The sequence below is a fragment of the Nocardia xishanensis NBRC 101358 genome, from assembly GCF_001613365.1.
Lineage (GTDB): Bacteria > Actinomycetota > Actinomycetes > Mycobacteriales > Mycobacteriaceae > Nocardia > Nocardia xishanensis.
Map to the genome: position 1 here is coordinate 94,605 of NZ_BDCF01000015.1, position 25,013 is coordinate 119,617.

The following is a 25,013-nucleotide window of genomic DNA, read 5'->3' on the forward strand; positions in this document are numbered from 1 at the left end:
TCTTCGCTCATGATTTCGAAGCATTGTTCTGAGATGCCGCGATCCATGCCGCGATCTGTGCCCGGGAGGTGAACCCGAGCTTGGTCAAAAGATGCTCGACGTGTCCCTGGGCGGTGCGTGGTGAGATGACCAGACGAGTGGCGATCTCCCGATTGGTCAGGCCTTCGGCGATCAGTTCGGCGACTTCCCGCTCCCGCTTGGTCAGTTTGCGACCGGCAACGTCCGCGGAGGTGGGCGGGGCGTTTTCACCCAGGGCGTAGGCGATCGCGGCATCGAAACTGAGCGCGGCGCCCTCCCGCTGGGCTGCAGCGTATGCCTGCGCGCTCATCGCCTCGCGAGTCAGACGCTCGCACTCTTCGTGGCGGACGAGCAGGTACGAATACCAGGTCGGCGAAGCGCCCATCGACCGGTCGATCTGATCAGCGGCCGCCATCAACACGACCGCACGCTCGGCATCCTGTTCGTCGGTGGCGATCCGCGCCAATGCGCGTAGGCACATGCTCGTGTTCGTGCGGTCGTTCAGCGCCCGGCTCACCCGCAGCGCCCGCTCGAGTAATCGAGTCGCCCGCGCGAGGTCCCCCTGCCGGCACGACGCCACAGCCAGCGCCCACATCACGTAAGGGCGGTACATCGTTTCGCCGTGCTCTTCGACGATGGCGAGTGCGTGCTCGTAGTACTCGACGGCCCTTTCCGTATCGTTGCGCAGTTGCTGGGTGTACCCGAGCAGTGTCAACGAGTTGACTCGGAAGAAGACGTTGTCGAGTTCGGTATACGCCTGGACAGCCTTTTCGAGGTACGGGCGTGCGGCAGAAGGTTTTCCGCTGAGTATCGCGAGAATTCCCTCGATGAGGTCGATGTGTGCGCGGGCAAAGGGGGCGGTGGTCTTCTCGACGAGCGGGCGCCCTAGGCGCACGAAACCCTCCACCGCGGCAAGGTCGCCCTGCACCGCGGCCATGATGCAGGCGACGTAGAGCGCCGCCGCCTGGTCGATGGTGAGTGGGCCGGTGCGGCGAGCCAGCAGACGGTCCAGCCAGCGGCGAGCCTCACTCAGCGAGCCTTGGGAGTACCAGAACGGCCAGATAGCGGCGGCGATCCGAATCCCGGCTTCGGGGTTGTCGGAGACGCAGAACTCCAGCGCTCGCCGAAGGTTCGGCTGCTCCCGACCGAACCGGGAGATCCACTCCAGTGCTCGGGGGCTGGACCATTCGGTATACGCGCCGAAGGCGAGCCGTACGTACCAGTCGCGGTGGCGGCGTCGGTACTCGAGGTATTCGCCGGTCTCCCTTGCCTTTTCGTGACCGTAGTCGCGCACGGTGTCGAGCATTCGGAACCGAACCGCGGTATCCGATTCCTCCCGTATCAATATCGACTTGTCGACCAGGGAGGCCACCGTGTCCAGGAAATCCTCTGCCGTGGGATCGTCGCCGCAGACGTATTGGGCCGCCTCGAGTTCGAAGCTTCCGGCGAACACCGAGAGCTGGGCCCATACTCGTTGTTCCGTCGGCGTGCACAGGTCGTGGCTCCAGTCGATGCACATGCGCAAGGTCTGTTGCCGCGGCGGGGCGCTCCTGCTGCCGCGGGTGAGCAATGCGAAACGATCGGTCAGCCGCTGCAAGATCTGCTCCGGCGACATGACTCGCAGCCGGGCTGTCGCCAGCTCGATCGGCAACGGCAGGCCGTCCAGCTGCCGGCAGATCCCGGCGATGGTGGCCATGTTGTCGTCGGTGATCTCGAAGCCCGCGACAGCCGTGGCGGCCCGTTCGGCGAACAGCCTCATCGCGTCGTTGCGGGACAGGCTCCTGGGTAACTGGTCGGGGTCGGGGACAGCAAGCGGGTGTACCGGCAATACCGCTTCTCCGTCGAGGCCGATCGGTTCGCGACTCGTCGCGAGAATCCGCAACCTGGGACACACGCGAAGCAATGATTCGGCGAGCTCGGCGACGGCGGCGACCATTTGCTCGCAATTGTCCAACACGAGCAGCAATTCCCGATCGGCCAGGAATTCGGCGAGTACCTCGCGCAGCGGACGCGCCGACCGGTCCTGCAACCCCAGCGCGTTCGCCACGATGCTCGCCAGCAGCCGCTCGTCACGCACCTCGCCGATTTCCACGAAAGTCACACCGTCGGCGAACTCACCCTGCACGGTGGTGGCGACCCGCACCGCCAGCCGGGTCTTGCCCACCCCGCCCATCCCGGTCAACGTCACCAACCGCGCGATCGACAACGAGTTCTTCGCTTCGGCCAGCTCGGTACGTCGATTCACGAAACTGGTCAGCTCCAACGGAGCCTTCCCCGGTCGAGAAGTCTGCGACGGCCGGCTCCGATTCGATCCTGCCGAGGAAGACTTCCCGCGTGTGGGTGGCGTGGGCTCGTCCTCGGCTTCGGACCGGGTATGCAGAGCCATCTCGTCGACGGGAAATCCATGGTGGCGTTGCGAGGCCTGGAGTTGCTCACCCAGCTCCGCGGCGGACGGGCGGCTGCGCGGGTCGCTGTGCATGGCACGTTCGACTATGGCGCTGACATCCTCGGCAATGCCCTGCTCCCGCAGATCAGGGACCGGCTCGGAGGTGATCCGAACGAACTGAGCCACCAACTGCTCACCGCTGCGGCGTTCGAAGGCGGCGTGACCGGTGATCGCGGCGAACAAGGTAGCGCCCAAGCCGTAGACGTCCGCGGCGGGACTCGGTGACTGGCCCGCGAGGACTTCCGGCGCGGTAAAGGCCGGTGTACCTGTCACGATGCCGGTGCCGGTGACGAACCCGCCCGCGAAATGGGCGATTCCGAAGTCCACCAGCGTCGGCTCGTCGTAGTCGGTGAAAAGGATGTTCGCGGGTTTCATGTCGCGATGCAGGACCCCGAAGCGATGCGCCGTGTCCAGAGCACCGGCCAGTTTCACCCCGAGCCGCAGCGCTTCCCTCAGCTCCAGCGGCCCGCCGCTGCGGATCCGTGCGTCGAGAGAGCCGCGCGGGTAGTACGGCATCACGAGGAAAGGCCGACCGTTGCCGGTGACACCGGCATGCAGGACGTGCACGATATTGGGGTGCCCGGTCAGCCGGCCCGCTGCCCGCTGCTCGCGGAAGAACCGCTCCCGATTGTCCTCGTCGAGGTGGGCGGTGAGCAGTTTGACCGCCACTACCCGGTCGAGCTCGGCCTGCGTGCACCGGTAGACGACACCGAACCCGCCACGGCCGATCTCCACGGCGTCGTCGAACCCGGCCGCGGCCAGTTCCGCCGCGACGGAACCAGACGCGTCGCGTTGCGTTGCGAGTGGATCGGCGCCGGTCATCGACCTACACCGATTCACCCGATCCACGCCATAGCAACAGCACCACTATCCTGCTCACCTCTCGATGACTACCTCGAGGATATCGCCACGGTACGGCAAACTCGCGCGCGCTGTGTAGAGCCATACTGTCCCGGTGACCGATACAGAGGACCGCTCGCGCGCGGCCCGGACCCGAGCGCGGCTGCTCGATGCGGCGGCGGTCGCCTTCGCTGGAAGCGGTTCGCACGGCTCGACGACCCACGACATCACATCGATCGCCGGCGTCAGGACCGGGGCGTACTACGTGTACGACCCCGCCCGCCGACCTCGTGATGTTCGATCTCGCCCCGGCCGCGATCGCCGATATCGCCGGTGACCGACTGCCGTCGCCGGTCTCCCGAGCGTACCGGCGATTCCGGCACGGGCCCGCCGCCTACAAGGTCAGTCTTGCTGTCGAGGACGGCGTCCCGTGGACCAACCCCACGCCGACAAGGCGGGAAAACCTGCACGTCTGCGGCAGCGCGGCGGATGTGGTCCGTGCCGAACGCGCAATCCATCGAGGCCGGCTTCCCGACCGGCCCTTCATCGTCGTCGGACAGCAATACCTCGCCGACCCGAAACGATCAAGCGGAAACGTACACCCGATCGACCTTTACGCGCATGTGCCACAAGGATATTCGGAGGATGCCACCGACGTACTGCTCGACGCGGTCGAGCGGTTCGCACCCGGGTTCCGGGATAGCATCGTCGCCACCACCGTGGTCGGCCCCGCCGCCACGCAGGTCTACAACCCCAACTATGTCGCCGGAGACATTCTCACCGGCAACAAGAGCATCCGCTCGGCATAGGCGGTGGCAATGTCTTGCCGAGATCAAGATCTACCGGTATCCCGACGCTCTCTCCGGGGAAGCCTGGGCCATGTGGGCTCGATCCGTGTTTGCCCGCGCATGATGTCGACGGCGAATTGCGCATATTCGACGGCGATTTGTTGTTGAGAGACGGGGCCGCCGGGCCGGAACCACTGCGGCAGGGACGTGCACATGGTGGCGACGGCGCGGGCGGCTTCGCGCGGGTGGCGGGTGGTGAACTCGCCCGCCCGGATGCCGGAGGCGACTTGGTCGTCGATCATTCGCTGAATGTCGCTGCGCAGAGCGGCGATTCGGGAGCGGCTGGGTTCGTCGAAGCTGCGCATCTCGCTGGCCCCGATGAACGCGAGGTCACTGCGGTGCGTGTGGAACAACGCGAGGGCTTCGACCATGTTGGCGAATCGTTCGACCACGGTGTCACCGTCGTCGCGCGCCGCCGGGATTCGCCAATGCAGTTCGGCCATCCCGAGATCGAATATGGCGACGAGCAGATCTTGCTTACTCGGGTAGTAGTGGTAGATGCCTGCGACACTCATACCGGCGTTGGCCGCGATACTCCTCATCGTCGCGCCGTGGTAACCGGTTTGCATGAATGCTGCGATCGCCGCGCCGAGAGCCGGATCCAGGTTCAGGGGTTCGAAGGTGCGCCATCTTTGCCCGGCACCTGTCGACCTGGCGGGTGATGTGTCGGTGGCGTCGGCGGCTGACGGTAGCCGGGGGGCGAGAATGTCGACGGTGGCGACGCCGAGTTCGGCGGCGATCCGGTCGAGTCGGCCGACGGTCAGTGGTGTTTTGCCGTTCTCGATGGCGCTGAGGGTCCCAGCGCTGACGCCGATACTGCGCGCCAGTTCGCGCAGCGAGATTCCAGCCGCCGTCCGAGCCTGGCGCACCAGATGGCCCGCACCGGTGTCGCCGGAACCCTCACCGACAACCGCATGTTCAGTCACACTGAACATGCTACATCGTCCTTGCGTAATATCTTGCGGAAGTAGCGATCGAGTCTTGACATCACTGCAAGGGTGCAGTGACCATAGTCACCAACTGAACGTCTACCTATCGAACGCACGGTGACTGTTCAGAACGTCGGGTAAGTGGAAGGATGCGCGATGGCTGAGACTCCGGTCCTCGGCGATCTGCTGCTCGCCGATCGCGCTACCGCGCCGGAGGTCCCGGGCCCAGTGAGGGCTGTCGTCACACTTTCCAGGCTCGAGACCCACGGAGGGCTCGTGAGATGCGTGCAGCAGCCGGCCCAACTCACTGCGGAACCCACTTCTGGCGTTGCGTACGACTGGCGATCCAGCCCTCGGCGCACAGGACTGTCGCGACGAGACAATCACTACCATTCGCCGGTTCGCGCACCACCGATTTCAGAACGGCGAACACGTCGATCCATATCCTCTGGCTTGCGGCGGGCCGCGTGTTGCCGCCCTCCTTCCTGGCAGACGGGTAAATGTGATCCATATCTCGTTGCCTCTTGCTATTACTGCTATCGCCGGAGGTGTCTCGCACTGACTCGAACCAAGGATTGATCATGAATTCTCACGAAATAGATATCGACAGAGCCGGGTTTCATGCGGCTATGGAAGCGCTGATGATGGACGATCCCCATCCCGGTGATTACTTCGAAGACCCCAGTGACTACTTTCGGGATTGCCCCTCGCGATGGCTGCGCAGAGCGCTCTACGCGTATGAATGGGCAAAGCGGACCTACCATGCTCAGAATCGCGATTCCATGCCGTACCAGGAGCTTCCACAGCCTGGCGCGGCTCGTGAAGCGGTCCTGCTTCACGAGGCTGGAGAGCATGCGGGACGGACGCTGTGATGACTACTCGGAATTGTTCGGTGTGTAACAACCGCATGCATACGGAGTACGACTACAGAAATGGCCGTCATCGAGATTGTGAGAATGGCATTGCCAACCTGAATTCCGAAGACTTGGAAGCTCTGGCCCCGTGGCTCAATCCCCGTTCGTATCTCGATTCCCGCCCAAGAGTTGAAATCGCCGGATCCTAGGTCACGTCTCGTTCCGCTGACATTGGATTCGCCTCCGGGCGGGCGTGCGCGACGCTCTCCCGACAACCGCGTCGGATGCTTCACAACAGAGTGAACCTGGAGACGGCTTCGGCCGGATTCACCTGTGCTTCTCGGCGGATACGTAACGCGCCTGCCGCATTCGGTCGAGCAGTTCGGCGGGCAGGTCGGCGGGCAAGTCGGTGATCGGGCGGCCGTAGGTGGCGGCCAGGTCGAAGGGAGTGGCGCGCTCGACCGACCAGCCGTGCCGCGACAACCAGTCCCCAGGATCGGCGCGGGCATCGTCATACCACAGGTCATGAACGTTCAGGTTGCCGAACGGGTTGCTGCCGAAGAACTTTTCCTCCATGTCGAAGTGCCGCTGGTCCAGGCCGCGGCCGAAGTCGTCGGTGGCCACGCAGCTGCCAGGCGCGGACAGTGCGTCGATGCGTTCGAACAATGCGTCGTGTGCCGAACCCGGCAGGAACGGCAACAGCCCCTCGGCCGACCACGCTGCCGGCTGCCCCGGATCGAAATCCGCCGCAGTGAGCGCGGCGGGCCAATCATCGCGCAGATCGACCGCCAGCGCACGCCGATCGGCCGTGGCAACCGCGCCGTGATCGGCGAGCACCCGGTCCTTGAACTCCAAAACGCGCGGCTGATCGATCTCGAAGACAACCGTGCCCGCGGGCCAGTCCAGTCGATACGCGCGTGCGTCCAGACCGGATGCCAGGATCACTGCCTGCCGCACACCCCGCTGCCACGCCGCGGCGAAGAACTCGTCGAAGAACTTTGTCCGAACCCCCATCAACCGCCCGAACCGACCGACTGCGCCCGCCGACGCCGGATCGTCCAGCATCCGCAAAAAGTGCGGCTCACCCGCCGCCTCGACGAACCACGCCGCATAGTCGTCGTGGATCATCGGCTCGGGATCGATCGTCTCGAGCGCGCGAAACGTGGCGACGCCAAGGGCGGTCAGACCCACGCTCGTCACGATGTCCCAGCTGTCTCCGTCCGTTCGCATCGATATCACCCCATGGTGTCAGCGATCATCAGGGCCGTGCCGAAGCGGAGCAAACTCTCCGCATCCACCCCATCGATCTTCCTCTCGTTGGGAACCTCCGGGCAACGCCCGACCTGCGTCGCCCGTGATGGCTGTGGCCGATCCAGCGCCTACACCGGCCTGATATCGGTGGGCAGACCGAATCGTTCGGCCAACGCCGACATCTGGTCGTGCTGTTCGTCGGCGGTCGCTGCGGTCACGTTGACGACGATGCGGGTGACACCGTGTTCCGCGAGTCGCCCGGCGCGCTCGACCGTCAGTTCGGCCGATTCCCAGCGGGTGTACTCGAGGGCGGCCGGGTCGCGGCCTGCTTCGACGGCGGCCTTGCGCGCCAGGTCGATCTGCAGGTCGCGCTCGTCCTCGTCGAGTATGCCGCCGGCGAAGTAGCCGTCGCCGCGGAGTCCGGCGCGGCGGGCGGCGGCGCGGCTCGACCCGCCGACGTGAATCGGAAGATCCGTTGTGCCAAAGGGTTTCGGGTAGCTGCACAGCTTGTCGAAGGCGAAGAATTCGCCGTGATGGTCGACGCCATCGGGGCCGCCGGACCACAGCAGGCGCAGCACGTCGATCGCCTCGTCCGCGCGGCGGCCGCGGGTGCGGAAGTCGACGCCCATGGCCTGCGCCTCGCCAGGGAGGGCGCCAAGGCCGACGGTGAGCAGGCGCATGCGGCCCTCGGACAGCGTGTCGATGGTGGCCAGGCGTTTGGCGAGCACCACAGGGTGGCGGTACGGCAGCAGCAGTACGCCGGTGCCGAGCAGCAGGCGTTGGGTGGCGGCGACGACGAAGCTCAGGCAGTCCAGGGGGTCGAAGTAGGGCAGCGTCGGAGGTAGTTCTCCGGCGCCGTAGTTCGCGCCCGGATACAGCACGATGTGGTCCTGGACGTACAGCGCCTCGAACCCGCACTGCTCGGCATGCCGGGCGAACGAGACGAGACGGTCGGGATCGGTCCCGTTGAACGGCGTCGGGTAACTGAGGGCGAATTTCACATGTATTCCTTCGTTTTCGCGTCGGCGATTTCCAGCTCGCCCTCGTCGTACACCCGGTAGCCGTTCGCCGACCGCCGCGCCCGCACCAATCCCTGCTGTTCGTAATACCGCAGCATGCGGGCGCTCGTACCGGAACGATCGGCGAACTCTCCGATCAGCATGCGACCTCCTCACCACACCGGCGCCGAAACGCTGAACCTTGTCACCGATGTCAAGGCAAGACCGGTCCAAAGGTGTTCCGGCCAGCCCTGATTCATCTCGACGACTGCCTTGCCGTTGACCTGATGTGCGGGCAGGGCGTCGATGGCTCGGTGCTCGCCGCTTCCCGCTGACAGTCGCGCTTGTGTCAGACGGTGTACCCGCCGTCCACGGCGAGGGCGGTGCCGGTCACGTAGCGACCGCCGGCACCCGCGAGGTATGCCACCGCGGCGGCGATGTCCTCGGCCTCGCCGTACCGGCCCAGGGCTGTGAGGGAGCGCTGGAAATCGGCGGTCTCGCCGTCGGCCGGGTTCATGTCGGTGTCGATCGGGCCCGGGTCCACGACGGTGGCGGTGATTCCCAGCGGACCCAGCTCACGGGCAAGTCCCTTGGTCAGCCCGATGAGCGCGGATTTCGCCGTAGCCTGCAAGACGAAGTTCGAGCCAGGAACGCGCCCGTTGAAGCACGACCCGATGCTGATGATCCGCCCACCGTCACCCATGTGCCTGGCAGCGGCTTGGGCGGCCAGGAACACCGACCGGATGTCCACGGCGAGTACGCGATCCAGGTCGGCAGCCGACACCTCGGCCAGTGGGCCGTAGGCGAGGAAGCCCGCGTTGTTCACCAGGATGTCGATGCGGCCGAACTCCCGCACCACCTGCTCCACCGCCTCCGCCGCGCTCTCTGGACGGGCCAGGTCGGCCTGGATGACCATGGCCCTGCCGCCATTCGCCTCGATCTGTTCGGCGACCGCACGCGCTTGGTCCACTGCCTGGACATAGGTCAGCGCGATCGCCGCCCCTGCGCCGGCCAGCCGCTGCGATATCGCCGCGCCGATCCCTCGGCTGCCACCGGTCACCAGCGCTACCTTGCCGGTCAGGTCACTCATCGATGTTCTCCTCTGTACGACGGGGTGTTCACTGCGCCGGCATGGTAGAAGTTGACATTGGTGTCAGGTGCAAGCCTTTGTCATGCGAGGTGAGGAATGCGGATCGGTGAGCTGGCCCGCCGCAGCGGGGTGAGCGAGCGCTCCCTTCGCTACTACGAGGCACAAGGACTGCTGACAGCGCAGCGCACCTCCGGCGGCCACCGCGACTACGGCGAATGGGCGGTCGACCGCGTCGTACGCATCCAAACCCTCTATGCCGCAGGCTTGAACAGCAGGAAGATCGCGCAACTGCTGCCTTGCATGAGAGACGCCGACGGTCGCCCGAACGAGATCGCCACACCCAAACTGGTCGACGAACTCACCGCGGAGCGCGACCGCATCGACCGCATGATCGCCGATCTGATTCGCTCCCGCGATGTCCTGGACGAAGTGATCGATTCGGCGTCGGAGAGCGCAGCTACGGGCCAACCTGCATTTACGCATCCGCACCCAGCGCGCTGACGCACACGCACCTGTACCAGCGGATGATCAGCATGCGGGCATTTCGACCTGCCCGCCTTCGAGATCGACAGCACGGCCCGGTTCGTCGCCCGGCGCCTCGGACGAATTGGCACGTCGCGTGCGGCTGCTCCGCACCGTGCTGTCGCCGGCGCGGTCCCGGGCGCGGTGAAGATATGGGCCACAACGGGTTCCGCCGCCGCAGCGTTCGGTTCGGTGGTCGGCGGGGCGCTGGTCGTCGCCGTGCTGATCGCCATTCTCGGATCGCTCGATGCCGCCGACCGGATGCCGACCGCATTTCGCCAGATCGCGATGTGCGAATGAAGCCCCTCAGCTGCATGCAATCAGGAGCGGGTATGCGTGGCACGGGGCGATCCTCGGCTTGATCATGAGCCGGATACGGTTGCGTCGAGTGGCGACGATGAAGAGCAGAGCTCACCGGCAGGGGAGCCGGATGGATGACCTGATGAGCACACATGTGGGCGCTGTGTGAGGACCTGATATGAAAGTGCGGGTGGAACACAAGCAGCTGCTGGAACCGACCCTGACGGCCTTACCGCACGGGCCGCACGGTCTTGCTCGTGATCTGGTGACGGGGTCGCAGCGTCAGCGGCTCCTGTTCGCGGTGACGGTGGTCGTCGCAGAACGCGGCTATCTCAATGTGACGGTCGCCGATATCGCTGCGGCGGCCAAGGTTTCGCGTCGCACTTTCTATCAGCACTTCCCGGACAAGGAAGCGTGCTTCCTCGCCGCGGCCGAGACGGGTCGCGATCTGATGATCGAGCATCTCGAGCGGGCGATGACGCAGGTGTTGTCCGAACGGCTGGAGCCCCGCGAGACTCTTCGGCGCGGCATTCGCGAGTATCTCACTCTGTTGCGTGACGAACCATCGTTCGCGCGCTCGTTCTACCTGGAAACCGCCGTGGCCGGATCACGCGCGATCGAGTCGTTCGAACGTTGCCAACACTGGTTCGCCGGATACATTCGGTCGTGGCGCAAAACGGTAGGCCCCGTCGATCCGTCGGTCCCCGATTATGCCTATCTCGCGGTGACCGACGCGACCAACGAGGCCGTCCGCCGAACCCTACGTGCCGGAGGTGACTTGCTCGAGCTCGAGGACACCGTGATGTACATCCACCACGCGCTGCTCGGGCCGGCAACGCCGGTCGACTAGGACTTGATTCTGTCTCCCGCCCCGGTGAGATCGCAGGACTTGTCGTCGCTGGTGTTACCGCCGTCGGAGACGATTTTCGCGAACACCTTCGCGCAGTTGGCAAGAGCGGTACCGACGGTATTCGCCGTAATAGTCGAGTTCCGCAATACGACGGTGCCCAACGGAACGTCGACCCGATCGGTCACCTGGTGCGGGAGGGTGTCGAGGTAGGCCGGCGCCACGTTGATGCCGCCGCCGGCGTCCGAGGCAGTGTTTCCGGTGATCGTCGCACGATCGAAAGTCACCACGCCCCGGCCTCGGACGTCTACGCCGCCGCCGCGACCGGCGAATCCACCAGGGCGATACCACTCTTTGGGATTGATCACGCGGTTGTCGGAGATCGTCGAGTCGGTGAAGGTGCAGGTGTTATCGCACCGAACGCCGCCCGCTTCGCCGGCTGTATTACCGGTGATGGTCGTATTCTTCGTCTGCAGATCCGACCCCGGCACGTTGAAGATCCCGCCGCCGTAACCGGCGCTGTTACCTCGAACGACGACGTCGTCGAGTACCAGATTCGACGAATTGGCGATGCCGCCCCCGCCGGTGTCGTAGAAGGGGATCTCGTGCTGGGCGGTGACGCCGCCGGTCACGGTCAATCCCGCCAACGTCACGGGCGAGGCAATACTGAACACCCTGTCGATCCCGTTGGCGTCCAGTATCGTCCGGTCGCGGCCTGCGCCTCGCAGTACCGTCGGCGCGGTGAGGTTCAGGTCTCCCGTGGTCGGATCGGCGTTGCGGCCCTGCACTTTGCCGGGGTCGGGCGGTATCGCCAGAATGTACCGTCCTGCGGGCACCACGATCGTACTGCCTGGATGGGCATTGGCCGTCTGCACCGCGGCGCGCAATGTGCAGGTGTTGGATGCCGTGCGGCATTGCCCGCCTCCGGGGTCGGTCGCGACCTCGTCCGCTGTGCTGTTCACAGTGATCACTCCTGGCGAATTCCCAGGTGCGTTGTCGGCGTGGGCCGCCCCGGAGAATCCGGCTGTGCTTCCAGCGACCAGGGCGGTGATCGCGACGGCACGGGCCGCCGCGGCAGATGTGCTTCTCTTCATCGAGTCTGTGATCCGATCATGAACATCGAGTGGGGTACGCTCGCGTATAAGTAGGGAACGCGAATGATTACAACTTTCTAGCAGAAGGACGCACCAACCGGGGGCTTACCGAGAATCTTGTGGCACTTACCAATTCGGCTCGGTCGGTATTGTGGCTCCTCGGCTTTCGAGGACGACTCCGGGTCCACAGGTCATCCTCGGCCTCGCGAATGTTCATCGAGTCTCGACCGTCTCAGCGGGCGTCCGGTAGTGCCGAAGAGTTCCCGCGAATGTTGTGCTGCACGGCAAACGCGCGGGTGCCCGCGCCATCGTCCGCGCCGTTCTGGGCACAAGATCACGAGCGGGCAACTCTGGGGGATAAGAGTTTTTCGGTCTCCGCGGGCGACCACATCGAGAAACGCCCCTCCCGCACATGACCGACGTCGATACCGGGGCTATGGGCCGCCAGTTCTGCCCTCGAGGGCGTCGATCCTCTCGAACGTGCGACGAACGCACGCTGACGGTTTCCGTCGCCCGTTGGTCGTCGCACGGCGCGTACCGGGGGAGGGGCATGCCCCGCGGATCCGGGCGCCGAGTCCGGCCGCCGAGCCGGAAGTCGGCGCCCTCAGCTGACAGTGTGGCTGGCGGATGGCTTGTGGCGACCGGGCATGAATCGGTTGGTCCGTGCCTGGTAGTCGCGATAGCCCGGCCTCTTCTGCGCGCTGTAGTACTCGGCCGGGACAGCGCCGGTGTAGAACACGAGACACCAGTACATGATCGCCGACAGCGCGAACAGTCCGATGCCGGCGGCGATCGCCGCGACGGGTGTGAATTCGTCGAACGCTTTGCCTAGCACCGGCAAGCACAGGACGATGATCGCGTTCCACTGCATCCACTGGAAGAAGTAGTTGGGGTGTCGGCTGTAGCTCCAGAGTCCGACGTCGCAATGCCCCCGCGTATTGGTCGTCGACATCGACCGGACGAAACGCATTTTCTGAAGGTCGGCGACCGACTCCAGCACCCACGACACCGCCCACAGGACGATGCCTGCCGCTGCGACCGCGCTTATTCCGGCACCGTCGATCGCGATCACCAGCGCTGCCGGTACGGCCATGACGGTGATGTTCGAGACTGCCTGGACCATGATCTCGGCTACGATGTCGAGCCGCTCGCTGCCCAGGGTGGCCTTTGCCCACCGCTTTCGCTGGAACCGATAGCGCGGCAGCTCGCGGTCGAGTTCGCCGTGGCGCCACAGGGCGAGCGCGGCGAGACCCATGCGTCCGCCCATCACCAGGAAGACGACGGCCACAGCTATGGCGAGCGGGGATCTGTCGCTCATCGCGAGCGTCAGGACGCCGAGGGCGACGAGTCCCCAGGGCCACGCGATGTCGACATAGGACATCCGGAGAGTGCGCCACCCCGGGATGCAGGCGGCGCCCACGAAGATGGCGAGCTGGACGCCGAGGTTCACCAGCAGGAAATCCCGCAGCGCCGACTCGGTGAGCATGGCGCCGAGGACGACCAGGGAAGCGAGGGATGGGAGGGCGCGGTTCGCTAGTCCTCGCGCGTTGCTCGATGGGGAGGGCATGCGCAAACGGTAAGATATAAGTTAGTAACTTGCAAGTGGTGGTACTACCCTTCGGGGTGTGACGAGAGGGCAGACGAAGCCACGGCGAACCCAAGCCGAACGACGAGCGGAGACCCAGGATCGGCTGCTCAGAGCGACGGTATCGATGCTCGTCGAGCAGGGGTTCGTCGCGTTGAGCGCTGCGGCGGTGGCCGCGCGTGCCGGCGTCAGCCAGGGCGCGATGCAGCACTACTACCCGACGAAGGCCGCGTTGGTGAAGGCCGCTCTCGAGCGCATCGTCGAACGCTACGTGGCCGATGTGCAGGCCGAGGTCGGCCCGTTGCCGCCCGGCGCCGGGAGGTTCGAGGCGCTGCTCGACTTGCTGTGGGAGGTTCACAACCTGCCGATAAGCCGTGCGCTGCTCCAGCTGTACGCCGTAGCCCACAACGATGAGGATGTCGCCGACGTCGCGGCCATGATGGCGAACCTCGCGACTACCGCCGTCAGCGATCTGGCTGGTGAGCTCGTTCCCGAGGTTGCGGCGCGAGACGGCTTCCGCGAATGGTTGCTCACCACTCTCGCCACATTGCGCGGCACCGCGCTCCTGGCGGTGCCCGGGGCCGAACAGGCCCACCTGCACTGGCCCATACTCCGCGACCGGCTGACGGCCTCACTCCCGGCGTCGCCGTAGTCGGACCGCGCGCACCGCGTGGAAGAGCGCAAGCATTCTCAGGGGGCCACCGCATCCGCCCGGACCCGGCCGATCGCAACGGCGCCTTGCGTCTGGCAGGCATGACAGCGGCTGTGCGACACCGCCTTGCTCGGCGACTGTCCGGCCTCGACCACCGCTGACAGCTGCCAGGTTCGTGAATCACGTCACCTTCTGTCACGCGAGCGGACGGCCAGCTGTCCTACCAGCAGTTGCCCCGCCGATCAGAAAGCTCCGACATGAGATCCCGAACGCTGTTCCAGCGACTCGCATCGACCGCGACGGTGCTACTCGCCGTCCTCGCCGTCATCACGGTGCCCATGGCCTATGCCTTGGCGGGGCCGGGTCCCTCCTACCAATCGCAGTACCTGACCCGTGTCGAATCCCGATATGCCGAAACCGATCTGGCCAAGTTCCACTACACCCGGACCGGGACCGGCTCACCCGTCGTCTTGATCGCCGGAGGCGGGCTTTGGGGATACTCCTGGCGAGACGTTGTCCCGGCCCTGGCCGCCGAGCACACGGTCTACGCCGTCGATCTCCCGAGCCAGGGATTCACCGACCTGCATCGTGACGATTTCGCCTATGACCTGCCCGCGATGTCGGCGGCGATCGCGGGTTTCCTCGACGCCATCGGCCTATCCAGGGCGGCGATAGTCGGTCATTCGTGGGGAGGGGCCTGGAGCCTGTACTTCGCCGAACAGCACCCTGAACGAGTCGAGCAGCTGATTCTTCTCGATTCACCGGGCCTCGATGCCGAAAAGGCGCCTGTCACAACACTGTTCACCACGCCGCTGCTCGGTGAGCTGGCCACCGAGCTGACGACCCGCTCCGTCTACGCCGACAACATCCGTGGCACCTTCCACAACCGATACCTGGTCACCGAGGAAGTGATCGACGAACTCTACGCACCGTTCTCCCGCGCAGCGAACCGTGCAGGCTTCCTGTCACTCTGGCGGAACCTGGACTACCGGCTCACCGACGCCGGGCTTACTCGGATCACCGCACCCACCCTCGTGCTGTGGGGCGACCAGGACACCTGGCTCCCGACCGCCCAAGCTCATGAGCTGGCGCGGAGGATTCCGAATGCCACAGCAACCGTTCTTCCCGGCTGTGGGCACACAGTCCACGAGGACTGCCCGGCACAAACGAATGCCCTGCTGACCAGCTTTCTGCACTGAAACGCACGAACGACGGACCGTCGCTTCGTCACCCTCGGCTCAAAAGCCTTCACTCCCATCGGCGACCACTCAGGACGATCCGGGGGGTGCCGTCGAGGAATTCCGCGACATCGGTGGCGAATTCGCTGGGCAGACTCGTCCGCGCGACATCTACCGGGAACGCGCAGGTGTCCTGATCGGCCACCCGCGCGGACCTCGGAGACGCGATCGAGTTCACCGAGCCGGAGGGCGGAACTCCCTGTGGCCAGGGCGGCCGACCCCGAGATCGAACCGCGATCCACTACTCAGCGCCCTTCACGATCAGCTCGATCCCAATGCTGGTGGTGGGATCGGTCTTTCGATGAACTCGATACAGCGCGGTAGGGAGATCGAGATGAGTCGACATGGTACGAGCGGCGCTTTCGCCCGGGTGTGGTCGAGGATTGCCGCATTGTTCGCTGCGATCGGGCCGTGCGGTTCGCCCTGGGCATTTCTCGATCTACCGCCGGAGGACATCTTGCTGGTCGATCGAATGTACTCGACGACAACGTCCAGCATGTGACTCAGTAATAGACCGGCCCGGGTACGCCGCCGCCCACCGCGATAGCGTCGCCGGTGATGGCGATGCTGCGTGGTGATGCGAGGAAGGTGACCACGTCGGCGACCTCTCGAGTGTCGATGACCCGGCGCACCGAGTTCGTCGTCAGTCCGGCTTCGAGTTCGGCGACCGTACTGCCCGACTCCTCGGCCTGCGCGGTCAAACGGTCGGTGAGACGTTCGGTTCTGGTCAAGCCCGGATGCACCACCGTCACATTGACACCCTTCGGGCCGAGTTCGTCCGCCAGGTTCTTCGTCAATGCCGATACGCTGATGTTGCGAATCGTCTGGGCGATGGAATTGGCTTGTCGCGCACCGAGTCCGCTGATGTTGATGATCCGGCCCCAGCCTTGCTCGACCAGATGCGGAGCGACCGCACGCGCCGTGCGCAGATAACCGAGCACCTTGATCTCGATCTCACGACGGACGATATCGTCGGTGGTCGCGGTCAGGTCCGTGGGAGATCCGGCGCTCCACGGCGTCGCGGCGGAATTCACCAGAATGTCGACGCCGCCCAATTCGGCGACCGTGCGCTGGACGAGTTGTCGGACCTGGTCGTCATCGCCGGTATCGGTAGGTATCGCGATCACTCGCCTGCCGGTCTCGTCGGCCAATGTTCGCGCGGCGGCCTCGAGTCGTTCGGCTGAACGCGCCGCGATCACCACATCCACGCCTTCGGTCGCGAGTCCGCGAGCAATGGCCAGCCCGATGCCTCGGCTGCCGCCGGTCACGATGGCGCGCTTTCCATCCAGGTTGAGATCCACCCGGACGACGTTAGCGATCCAGCGCGGACTGGTGACCGATCCCGCTCGAGATGATGCGAAGTCCGCGCGGTCACGGCGATCTCCGCCAGATCGAGACGTGCTGACCGCTCTCGCTCGTGAAAGGCTCCCGCGCCCACCCGCCCCATCGCTCGCGCAGGCGTAGTCCGGCGAGTTCGGCCATGAGGTCCAGCGATGGTCGGCGACAGGACGCCGGGCAGATCCGGCGAGGTCATCCGCCCGGCGTGCGAATGGTCACAAGCCACACAGATCCGCTGAGGCGTCCGCTCGTCGTGTCCACCACGGACAACCGGCCTGTGCCGCGACAGCGGTAGTCGCGACGAGCGCCTCGACCATCGAACCGCGGAGTGTCAGCTCGCTGTTCTGTCCGGGTCCAGGCTCGCCGCGGTGAGATTCCGGGCGGCGAAACCGGCGATGGTGCATGCCTGGCGCGCGCGGGCTTCCGGGTGCGCGGTGCGCTGTTCCAGCGCGGCACGGATCCTCTCCAATGATGCGGTGGCTTCGCTGGTCGCTCGACGCAGCACGGCGTACCGGTGGTCGAGTTCGCGGTAAGCGAGGTCGATGTCGCAGTAGTGACGGTATAGATCATCGATGTGGTCGAGCAGGTCCTCTACCTCGCGTGTGGTCAGCGTGAGGTTTGGATGTTCCTCCCCCGAGAGAATCGCCTCGGCCGCGATCTCGGCACAGCGAGCGTGCAGTACATCGAGGATGTCGGGCACACAGATCACCTCCCACACCGCGGCGGAGCGTTCCAGAGCTTCTCGGGCGCACTTCCGGCGATCGTATACGGCCCGCCGTCGCGCGGCCCGGAAATCAAGGGAAACATGTGTCGGAGAAGCGCTGAAGGTCAATGCATCTCGCGAGTCGTCGAGTCCGCTCGGTGGCGAGCGCCTGGAAGGCCCGAAACGCTACTGCATCCAGAGGCAATACCTATTAGGTATACCGACGCGTTCGAACAGTTCCGTCAGCCGCCGAGGATTTCCTCGACTGCTGTCATAACCTCAACGGAGAGATTGCCCACGATACGCGCGGGTAACAGCCTGACGCCGTGCACCTGCGAAAATGGAGGTGCACACTACGCGGGACCGGTAGACGTAACCAGCCCGACCGGGCCAGTTCTGTGAAAGGAGCCGGCGAGTGTTCAACCGCATCGCCATCGTGAACAGGGGAGAGGCCGCCATGCGGCTCATCCACGCCGCCCGAGATCTGGCCGCGGAAACCGGGCTACCGATCGAAACCGTCGCCCTGTACACCGACGTCGACCGGAACGCGACGTTCGTGCGCGAAGCCGACATCGCCTACGACCTCGGCCCGGCGTCCGCGCGCCCGTACCTGGATCTCAAGGCACTCGAGCGCGCGCTGGTGGCCACCAAGGCCGATTCCGCTTGGGTCGGTTGGGGTTTCGTCGCGGAGGACCCGGCGTTCGCGGAGTTGTGCGAGCAGATCGGAGTCACCTTCATCGGCCCGAGCCCGGAGGCGATGCGCAAACTCGGCGACAAGATCGGCGCGAAGCTGATCGCCGAGGATGTCGGCGTGCCGGTCGCGCCATGGAGCCGCGGTGCGGTCGAGAACGTGGACGACGCCTTGGCGGCCGCGGCCGAGATCGGCTACCCGCTGATGCTGAAGGCGACCGCGGGCGGCGGCGGCCGCGGTATCCGCGTGATCACGAACGAAGCCGAACTCGTCGACGCCTACGAGCGCACCCGTCAGGAAGCCGCCCGCGCCTTCGGCAGCGGCGTGGTCTTCCTGGAACGGCTGGTCACCGGCGCCAGGCACGTCGAGGTCCAGGTGATCGCGGACGGCCAGGGCACCGCATGGGCACTCGGCGTCCGCGACTGCTCGGTGCAGCGGCGCAACCAGAAGATCATCGAGGAGTCGGCGTCACCCGTGCTGCTCCCCGAGCAGACGGCCGAGCTCAAGGCGTCGGCCGAGCGGCTGGCGATCGCCGTCGGCTACCGCGGCGCCGCGACCGTGGAGTTCCTCTACCACCCCGGTGACAAGCAGTTCGCCTTCCTCGAGGTCAACACCCGCCTGCAGGTCGAGCATCCGATCACCGAGTCAACCACCGGTTTCGACCTGGTCAGGGCCCAGCTGCTGGTTGCGTCCGGCGGCAGGCTCGAGGGCGAACCTCCGGCGGAACGCGGACACGCCATCGAGGCCCGGCTCAACGCCGAAGACCCCGACCGCGATTTCGCGCCCGCCCCTGGCCGTATCGCGCGGCTGGATCTGCCTGCGGGGCCGGGCATCCGCGTCGACACCGGAGTCAGCGAGGGCGACACGATTCCCGCCGACTTCGACTCGATGATCGCGAAGATCATCGCTTACGGCCGCGATCGTGACGAAGCGCTCGGCAGGCTGCGGCGGGCACTGACGCAGACCAGGGTCGTCATCGAGGGCGGTGTGACCAACAAGAGCTTCGTGCTCGAGCTACTGACCCAGCCCGAGGTGCTCGATGCCAGCGCGGACACCGGCTGGATCGACCGTGTTCGCGCCGAAGGTCGTCTCGTGTCGCACCGCCACTCCACCGTCGCGCTGGCCGCTGCCGCCATCGACGCCTACGAGGAGGAGGAGCGGGTGGAGCGGCACCGGCTGCTGTCCACGGCGTCCGGCGGGCGGCCCCAGGTGCAGCACGAGAGCGGCAGGCCGCGCGATCTCAAGTTGCGCGGAGTCGGCTACCGGGTGCGCGTCGCACGCGTCGGTGCTCATCGGTTCCGTGTCAGCGTCGAGGCGGGTGGCGACATCCGTACCGCCGACGTGGATCTCGAACGCTTCGATCGCCACTCCGGGCATATCGTCGTCAACGGAGCCAGGTACCGCTTGATCACCGGCACGCACGGCCCGATCCACATGGTCGACGTCGACGGTGTGGCGCATCGGATCAGCCGCGACGAGGGCGGCGTCGTCCGCTCCCCGGCTCCCGCATTGGTCGTCGCCACGCCGCTGGAGATCGGTGACGAGGTCGAGGCGGGCGCGCCGGTCCTGGTGCTGGAAAGCATGAAGATGGAAACTGTGCTGCGCGCGCCGTTCCGGGCCCGGTTGAAGGAATGTGGCGTTTCCGTCGGCACTCAGGTCGAGACCGGCGCGCCACTGCTGCGGCTGGAACCGCTCGCCGAAGACGACGAGGCCTCGGACAATACGGCGGTCGGCTCGGTCGAGCTGGATCTGCCCGGCGAGCCCGCGCCGGTTCAACCGCATGAGCGTCTGACCCGCGGCCAGCAGGATCTGCGCAGCCTGCTCCTCGGCTTCGACGTCGACCCGCACGACGACCGCCGAGTGGTCGACGACTATCTCGTCGCGCGCCGGGCCGCCATCGCCGACAACCGCAGGCCCCTCGCCGAGGAACTCGAGCTCGTGCAGGTGTTCGCCGATCTCGCCGAACTGAGTCACAACCGGTCCTGGGACGACGACGGCGGCCAGGGCCACGTCCACAGTGCCCGCGAGTACTTCCACACCTATCTGCAGAGCCTCGATGTCGAGCGGGCCGGGCTGTCCGCGGCATACAAGGCCAAACTCGCGAAGGCGCTCGAGCACTACGGCGTGACCGATCTGGAGCGCACCCCCGACCTCGAAGCCGCCGTCTTCCGGATCTTCCTCGCTCAGCAGCGTCCGGCCGACACCGTCACGATCATCACGACATTGCTGCGCGAGTGGCTGCTCGAGCCGGTGCCGGACAGGGTGCTGCGCGAGCCCGTCGGTCTGACGCTGGAGCGGCTGGTGGCCGCGACACAGGTGCGCTTCCCCGTGATCGCGGACCTTACTCGCGGGCTGGTGTACGCCTGGTTCGGTCAGCCGTTGCTGCGGCGTAATCGCGCCCGCGTATACGCCGATGTCCGCAGGCACCTGAGCCACCTGGACGCGCACCCGGACGCCCCCGATCGCGGCGCGCGCCTCGCCGAGATGGTGCGTAGCACCGAGCCGCTGGTGCGGCTGCTCGGCCAGCGGCTGGCGCGCGGCAGCGCCGACAACACGGTCATGCTGGAGGTGCTGACCCGGCGGTACTACGGCAACACGGGCCTTGCCGACGTTCGCACCCGTGAGGTCGGCGGCTGCTCGTTCGTGATCGCCGAGCGTAAGGGCCTGTCCCTGGTCTCTGCCGCGGTGAGCTTCGACGCCCTCGCCACCGTCCTGCGCGGGCTGGCCGAACTGGCGAGCGGCGCCGCGTCCATCGAGGCCGACATCTACCTCGGCTGGGAGAAGCAGCCGGAAGACTTCGATGCGATGGCCGAGGCTTTGCGGGAAGTGCTCAGCGCACAACCGCTGCCGAATCAGGTGTGCCGAATCACCGCGACGGTCGCGGGTAGCGGCGGTGCGGTCATGCACCACCATTTCACCTTCCGCCCATCGGCCACCGGATTGGCCGAGGAGCGATTGATTCGTGGCCTGCACCCGTACATCGCGGAGCGGATGCAGTTGAAGCGGCTGCGCAAGTTCGACCTCACCCGCCTGCCTTCCTCGGACGAAGAGGTCTACCTGTTCCGGTGCGTCGCGAAAGAGAATCCGTCGGACGAGCGACTCGTCGCGTTCACGCAGGTCCGTGACCTGGCCGCACTGCGGGAGCAGGATGGCAGGCTGCTCGCGCTGCCGACCGCCGAGAGCACCATCACCGCGTGCGTCGACGCGATTCGGCGAGCACAGTCCCGGCGGCCGTCGGGCAAACGCCTGCACACCAATCGGATCGTGATGTACGTCTGGCCGCCGCTCGACCTCACCCGTGCCGAGTTGGAGTCGATCATCGAGCGCGTGGAAGCCACGGCCGTGGGCGCAGGGCTGGAGGAGCTCCTCCTCATCGCGCGCCAGCCCGATCCGGAGACCGGTGAGTTGGTCAAGATCGCCGTGCGAGTCGGCTTCGACGTCACCGGCGGCACCACGGTGACCGTCGGGGAACGGATCGACGAGGTGATCGAGCCGCTCGACGCGTACCGGCAAAAGGTGCTGCGAGCCGGCAGCCGCAACACCGTGTACCCCTACGAACTGACCGGGCTGCTCGGTGAATTCGCCGAATACGATCTCGATGACGACCACACGCTCGTGCCGGTCGACCGGCCCAAGGGACGCAACACGGCCGCGATCGTCGCCGGCGTGGTAACCACGCCGACCGAGCGGCACGCGGAAGGCGTCACCAGGGTGGTTTTGCTCGGTGACCCGACGAAATCGCTTGGCGCACTGTCCGAACCGGAATGCCGCCGGGTGATCGCCGCACTGGATCTCGCCGAGCGGATGCGGGTACCGCTGGAGTGGTACGCGCTGTCCTCGGGCGCCCGGATCTCGATGGAGTCGGGCACCGAGAACATGGACTGGGTGGCGGCGGCGCTCAAGCGGATCGTCGAGTTCACCCAGGACGGCGGCGAGATCAACATTGTGGTCGCGGGCATCAATGTCGGCGCCCAGCCGTACTGGAACGCCGAGGCGACCATGCTCATGCACACCAAGGGCATCCTGGTGATGACACCGGACTCCGCTATGGTGCTCACCGGCAAGCAGGCGCTGGACTTCTCCGGCGGTGTGTCGGCCGAGGACAACTTCGGCATCGGCGGTTACGACCGGGTGATGGGCCCCAACGGGCAGGCTCAGTACTGGGCGCCGAACCTGCTCGCCGCACGAGACGTGCTGATGTCGCACTACGACCACACCTATGTGGTGCCCGGTGAGCAGGCGCCGCGGCGGTCGCGGACCGACGACCCCATCGATCGCGACATCTCCGACTTCCCGCATGTCCTGGCGGACAGCGACTTCACGACCGTCGGCGAGATCTTCTCCGCCACCGCCAACCCGGACCGCAAGAAGCCCTTCGACATCCGGACCGTGATGCGGGCGCTGTCCGACCAGGACCACCCGGTGCTGGAACGCTGGGCGGGCATGGCCGACGCCGAGACCGCGGTGGTGCAGGACGCGCGGCTCGGCGGCATCCCGGTGTGCTTGCTCGGCATCGAGTCCCGAGGCGTTCCGAGGCGCGGCTTCCCGTCCACCGACGGCCCGGACACCTACACGGCGGGCACGCTGTTCCCGCAGTCGTCGAAGAAGGCCGCGCGAGCCATCAATGCGGCCAGTGGCAACCGGCCACTGGTGGTATTGGCGAACCTGTCGGGCTTCGACGGCTCACCCGAATCGATGCGGAAGCTGCAGCTCGAGTACGGCGCCGAAATCGGTCGTGCGATCGTGAACTTCCAAGGGCCCATCGTGTTCTGCGTGATCTCGCGCTACCACGGCGGCGCGTTCGTGGTGTTCTCGAAGGCGCTGAACCCGAATATGACCGTGTTGGCGGTGGAAGGTTCGTTCGCCTCGGTGCTCGGCGGCGCGCCGGCCGCGGCAGTCGTGTTCTCCGGTGAGGTCGACACTCGAACCGCAGCGGATCCACGAGTGCGGGACCTGGAGGCGCGCGCGGCGGACGCGATCGGCGCCGACCGCATGGCCCTGGCCGCAGAGCTCGACGAGATCCGATCGTCGGTGCGCGCCGAGAAGCTCGGTGATGTCGCGGCGGAATTCGATCGCGTGCACAATATCCAGCGCGCTGTCGAGGTCGGTTCGGTCGACGCCATCATCAGCGCCTCCGACATGCGCCCCCGCATCATCGCCGCCATCGAGGCAGGCCTGCCTGGGTGATCCCACATGCCCTCTCGATTGCTCGCTGCCGGTCGGCGGTGAGCAATCGAGGGGCGGCGAGATAACCGCTTTCCGCGGATCTTCCTATGCCGTCGGATGCGCGTGCAGCCGGGGAGCGCCGCGCGACCGGTTGCCTGAGGTCGGCGGCGGCGAAGGTGCTGACGTAGTCGGCCAGGGACGCGCCGCGGTAGCAGGCTCAGCCGGACCCGCCGCCGCGGAAGAGTGCGCGGAGGGCGACTGTCAGGTGCTTCGTGATCGACGCTTGTGCTTGGCCTGCTTTGTCGGAGGAACCTGCGGCACCACCGCGTCCGAATCCCGCACTGCGGCAAAGAGACCGGTGACCTGCTTTCGTGTCAGGTGGGGGTGCCGCCGCGAAGCCAGTCGGACCAGGGGATGCTCCAGTCGCCGTTCTGCCAGATGTCGAGGGGGTCGCCGCCTGTGTTGCGGACCTCGACGACGTCGCCGGGGATCACGAAGTCGTAGAACCACGCGGCATCGTTGGGGGAGATGTTCAGGCAGCCATGTGAGACGTTGGTGTTGCCTTGGGCCCACATGGTCGAGGCGAGTTCGTGGACGAAGATTCCGTCGTGGCTGATGCGGACCGCGTGGTTGATGCTCGTGCGGTAGCCGCCGGAGTTGGTGGGCAGGCCGTAGGTGGCCGAGTCCATGATCACCGGGTTGTTCTGGTCCAGCACGGTGTAGATGCCGGGGCGGGTCCAGAACGACAGGTATCTGCCGCCGACTACCGAGGTGCCGCCCTTGCCCATCGATGTGGGCATGGTGCGCACCAGGTTCCCGTTGTCGTAGACCTCGATCTGTTTGGTGTCGTCGTCGGCGATCGCGACGTGCGCGGGGCCGATGACCACCGACACCTGTTGGTTGCGCAGGCCGTAGCGGCCCTCGCCGAGCGCGACTCCGAAGAGGTCGGCCTCGATCGTGATCCTGGTTCCCGGCGCGTGATACTGCTCCGGCCGCCAGTGCGCGTTGTGATCGTCGAGCCAGTACCAGGCACCGGTGACGGCGGGCTGGGTGGTGACTTTCAGGTGGCGTTCCGCGGCGGCCCGGTCGACGGGTTCGTCGAATTGGGCGACGAGCACGAAACCCACTCCGTAGGTGTCGTTTTCGGCCAGCTCGACGAGATTGGCCGAGCGCAGGGAGACGTCGATGAGCTGTTGGGGTCTCACCGTGGTGCATGTCGTCGTCCCGGTGACGTCGCCTGCTTCGCCTTGCGCCACGGCTCTCGCGGTGTAGGTGTGTCCGTAGCCGAGCGGTTCGGCACTGGTCCAGGTTCGATGATCGGGTGCCGGTGCGCCGGGCAGTGACCTGCCCGTTTCGTCGATCCATTCGACCGACCGCAGTGTCCCGTCGGTGACCGTGACCGTCCCGGGGCTGCGCGCATCGACGTCGCGGGCGCCCGGTGGAGGATCGAATCGGATCGTCGCGGGTTTGGGGGGTGCGGGTTCTCCTGCGCATCCCGCCATGGCGAGGCCACCAGCACCGGCGAAGCCGATCAGGAGCCGACGACGTCCCAATGCCACCGCATATCTCCCTTCGCTGGGTGCAGCAGGGCCGACCTCTGTCC

Annotated in this window: 19 protein-coding genes; 7 read left to right on the forward strand and 12 right to left on the reverse strand. The window is 66.1% G+C overall.

The annotated features are described in order from the left end of the window. Nucleotides 1-7: 7 nt before the first annotated feature. Nucleotides 8-3,286 (reverse strand): protein kinase domain-containing protein, encoded by a 3,279-nt coding sequence (locus NX1_RS14540; protein WP_068058653.1) that lies wholly within the window; start codon nt 3,284-3,286, stop codon nt 8-10. A gap of 311 nt (nt 3,287-3,597) precedes the next feature. Between NX1_RS14540 and NX1_RS14545 the strand changes: the two genes are divergently transcribed. Further along, nucleotides 3,598-4,113 carry a phytoene desaturase family protein gene (locus NX1_RS14545; RefSeq protein WP_068058655.1) on the forward strand — a complete coding sequence of 172 codons (516 nt, stop codon included), beginning with the start codon at nt 3,598-3,600 and terminating at the stop codon, nt 4,111-4,113. A 23-nt stretch (nt 4,114-4,136) separates the two neighbouring features. Here the strand turns inward: NX1_RS14545 and NX1_RS14550 are convergent, their stop codons facing one another. Beyond that, the gene (locus NX1_RS14550; protein ID WP_245668505.1) at nt 4,137-5,078 is read right to left on the reverse strand and encodes a TetR-type transcription factor C-terminal domain-containing protein; all 942 of its coding nucleotides are present in this window, start codon (nt 5,076-5,078) and stop codon (nt 4,137-4,139) included. A gap of 584 nt (nt 5,079-5,662) precedes the next feature. Between NX1_RS14550 and NX1_RS14555 the strand changes: the two genes are divergently transcribed. Beyond that, the gene (locus tag NX1_RS14555; RefSeq protein ID WP_157119743.1) at nt 5,663-5,953 is read left to right on the forward strand and encodes a hypothetical protein; all 291 of its coding nucleotides are present in this window, start codon (nt 5,663-5,665) and stop codon (nt 5,951-5,953) included. A 309-nt stretch (nt 5,954-6,262) separates the two neighbouring features. On the opposite strand, the gene NX1_RS14560 is transcribed toward NX1_RS14555, so the two are convergent. The 4 genes from NX1_RS14560 to NX1_RS14575 all read right to left on the reverse strand — a co-directional run bounded on the left by NX1_RS14560 (nt 6,263) and on the right by NX1_RS14575 (nt 9,274). Next, on the reverse strand, nt 6,263-7,165 hold the full coding sequence (locus NX1_RS14560) for a class I SAM-dependent methyltransferase (RefSeq protein ID WP_068058662.1): 903 nt from the start codon (nt 7,163-7,165) through the stop codon (nt 6,263-6,265). Nucleotides 7,166-7,314: 149 nt separating this feature from the next. After that, the gene (locus NX1_RS14565; RefSeq protein ID WP_068058664.1) at nt 7,315-8,187 is read right to left on the reverse strand and encodes a TIGR03619 family F420-dependent LLM class oxidoreductase; all 873 of its coding nucleotides are present in this window, start codon (nt 8,185-8,187) and stop codon (nt 7,315-7,317) included. Further along, nucleotides 8,184-8,348 carry a MerR family DNA-binding transcriptional regulator gene (locus tag NX1_RS14570; protein ID WP_084501431.1) on the reverse strand — a complete coding sequence of 55 codons (165 nt, stop codon included), beginning with the start codon at nt 8,346-8,348 and terminating at the stop codon, nt 8,184-8,186. Before NX1_RS14570 ends, NX1_RS14565 begins: the two co-directional genes overlap by 4 nt. A gap of 185 nt (nt 8,349-8,533) precedes the next feature. Further along, nucleotides 8,534-9,274 carry an SDR family NAD(P)-dependent oxidoreductase gene (locus NX1_RS14575; protein ID WP_068058666.1) on the reverse strand — a complete coding sequence of 247 codons (741 nt, stop codon included), beginning with the start codon at nt 9,272-9,274 and terminating at the stop codon, nt 8,534-8,536. 96 nt (nt 9,275-9,370) lie between these two features. On the opposite strand from NX1_RS14575, the gene NX1_RS14580 reads away from it, so the two are divergent. Continuing rightward, nucleotides 9,371-9,775, forward strand: coding sequence for a MerR family transcriptional regulator (locus tag NX1_RS14580; protein ID WP_068058672.1), 405 nt, complete (start codon nt 9,371-9,373; stop codon nt 9,773-9,775). Between the two features lie 505 nt (nt 9,776-10,280). Further along, the gene (locus NX1_RS14585) at nt 10,281-10,946 is read left to right on the forward strand and encodes a TetR/AcrR family transcriptional regulator (protein ID WP_169812233.1); all 666 of its coding nucleotides are present in this window, start codon (nt 10,281-10,283) and stop codon (nt 10,944-10,946) included. On the opposite strand, the gene NX1_RS14590 is transcribed toward NX1_RS14585, so the two are convergent. Continuing rightward, nucleotides 10,943-11,905 carry a right-handed parallel beta-helix repeat-containing protein gene (locus NX1_RS14590; RefSeq protein WP_169812234.1) on the reverse strand — a complete coding sequence of 321 codons (963 nt, stop codon included), beginning with the start codon at nt 11,903-11,905 and terminating at the stop codon, nt 10,943-10,945. The genes NX1_RS14585 and NX1_RS14590 overlap by 4 nt on opposite strands. 736 nt (nt 11,906-12,641) lie before the next feature. After that, nucleotides 12,642-13,604 (reverse strand): DUF1295 domain-containing protein, encoded by a 963-nt coding sequence (locus NX1_RS14595; RefSeq protein ID WP_084501432.1) that lies wholly within the window; start codon nt 13,602-13,604, stop codon nt 12,642-12,644. A 58-nt stretch (nt 13,605-13,662) separates the two neighbouring features. Between NX1_RS14595 and NX1_RS14600 the strand changes: the two genes are divergently transcribed. Together NX1_RS14600 and NX1_RS14605 are read left to right on the forward strand one after the other, a co-directional pair. After that, on the forward strand, nt 13,663-14,274 hold the full coding sequence (locus NX1_RS14600; protein WP_157119745.1) for a TetR family transcriptional regulator: 612 nt from the start codon (nt 13,663-13,665) through the stop codon (nt 14,272-14,274). A gap of 257 nt (nt 14,275-14,531) precedes the next feature. Next, complete coding sequence (locus NX1_RS14605) at nt 14,532-15,473, forward strand: alpha/beta fold hydrolase (RefSeq protein ID WP_068058682.1); 942 nt, start codon at nt 14,532-14,534, stop codon at nt 15,471-15,473. Between the two features lie 49 nt (nt 15,474-15,522). On the opposite strand, the gene NX1_RS38405 is transcribed toward NX1_RS14605, so the two are convergent. The 3 genes from NX1_RS38405 to NX1_RS14620 all read right to left on the reverse strand — a co-directional run bounded on the left by NX1_RS38405 (nt 15,523) and on the right by NX1_RS14620 (nt 17,550). Further along, nucleotides 15,523-15,657: a hypothetical protein gene (locus tag NX1_RS38405; protein ID WP_281216463.1), complete on the reverse strand. Its 135-nt coding sequence runs from the start codon at nt 15,655-15,657 to the stop codon at nt 15,523-15,525. Nucleotides 15,658-16,015: 358 nt separating this feature from the next. Continuing rightward, nucleotides 16,016-16,813 carry an SDR family NAD(P)-dependent oxidoreductase gene (locus NX1_RS14615; RefSeq protein ID WP_068058687.1) on the reverse strand — a complete coding sequence of 266 codons (798 nt, stop codon included), beginning with the start codon at nt 16,811-16,813 and terminating at the stop codon, nt 16,016-16,018. A gap of 368 nt (nt 16,814-17,181) precedes the next feature. Next, nucleotides 17,182-17,550, reverse strand: coding sequence for a hypothetical protein (locus NX1_RS14620; protein WP_157119746.1), 369 nt, complete (start codon nt 17,548-17,550; stop codon nt 17,182-17,184). 418 nt (nt 17,551-17,968) lie between these two features. Here NX1_RS14620 and NX1_RS14625 point away from each other — a divergent pair, with 418 nt between their 5' ends. Next, entirely contained in the window at nt 17,969-23,431 is a 5,463-nt protein-coding gene (locus NX1_RS14625) for an ATP-binding protein (RefSeq protein ID WP_068058692.1), read from the forward strand. A gap of 353 nt (nt 23,432-23,784) precedes the next feature. Here the strand turns inward: NX1_RS14625 and NX1_RS14630 are convergent, their stop codons facing one another. Next, nucleotides 23,785-24,969, reverse strand: coding sequence for a L,D-transpeptidase (locus NX1_RS14630; protein WP_068058694.1), 1,185 nt, complete (start codon nt 24,967-24,969; stop codon nt 23,785-23,787). Nucleotides 24,970-25,013: the final 44 nt, after the last annotated feature.

Coding starts and splice junctions, on each gene's coding strand:
- NX1_RS14545 (WP_068058655.1), top strand. CDS start 3,598: ATGTTCGATCTCGCCCCGGCCGCGATCGCCGATATCGCCGGTGACCGA.
- NX1_RS14575 (WP_068058666.1), bottom strand. CDS start 9,274: ATGAGTGACCTGACCGGCAAGGTAGCGCTGGTGACCGGTGGCAGCCGA.
- NX1_RS14570 (WP_084501431.1), bottom strand. CDS start 8,348: ATGCTGATCGGAGAGTTCGCCGATCGTTCCGGTACGAGCGCCCGCATG.
- NX1_RS14555 (WP_157119743.1), top strand. CDS start 5,663: ATGAATTCTCACGAAATAGATATCGACAGAGCCGGGTTTCATGCGGCT.
- NX1_RS14605 (WP_068058682.1), top strand. CDS start 14,532: ATGAGATCCCGAACGCTGTTCCAGCGACTCGCATCGACCGCGACGGTG.
- NX1_RS14595 (WP_084501432.1), bottom strand. CDS start 13,604: ATGCCCTCCCCATCGAGCAACGCGCGAGGACTAGCGAACCGCGCCCTC.
- NX1_RS14580 (WP_068058672.1), top strand. CDS start 9,371: ATGCGGATCGGTGAGCTGGCCCGCCGCAGCGGGGTGAGCGAGCGCTCC.
- NX1_RS14560 (WP_068058662.1), bottom strand. CDS start 7,165: ATGCGAACGGACGGAGACAGCTGGGACATCGTGACGAGCGTGGGTCTG.
- NX1_RS14540 (WP_068058653.1), bottom strand. CDS start 3,286: ATGACCGGCGCCGATCCACTCGCAACGCAACGCGACGCGTCTGGTTCC.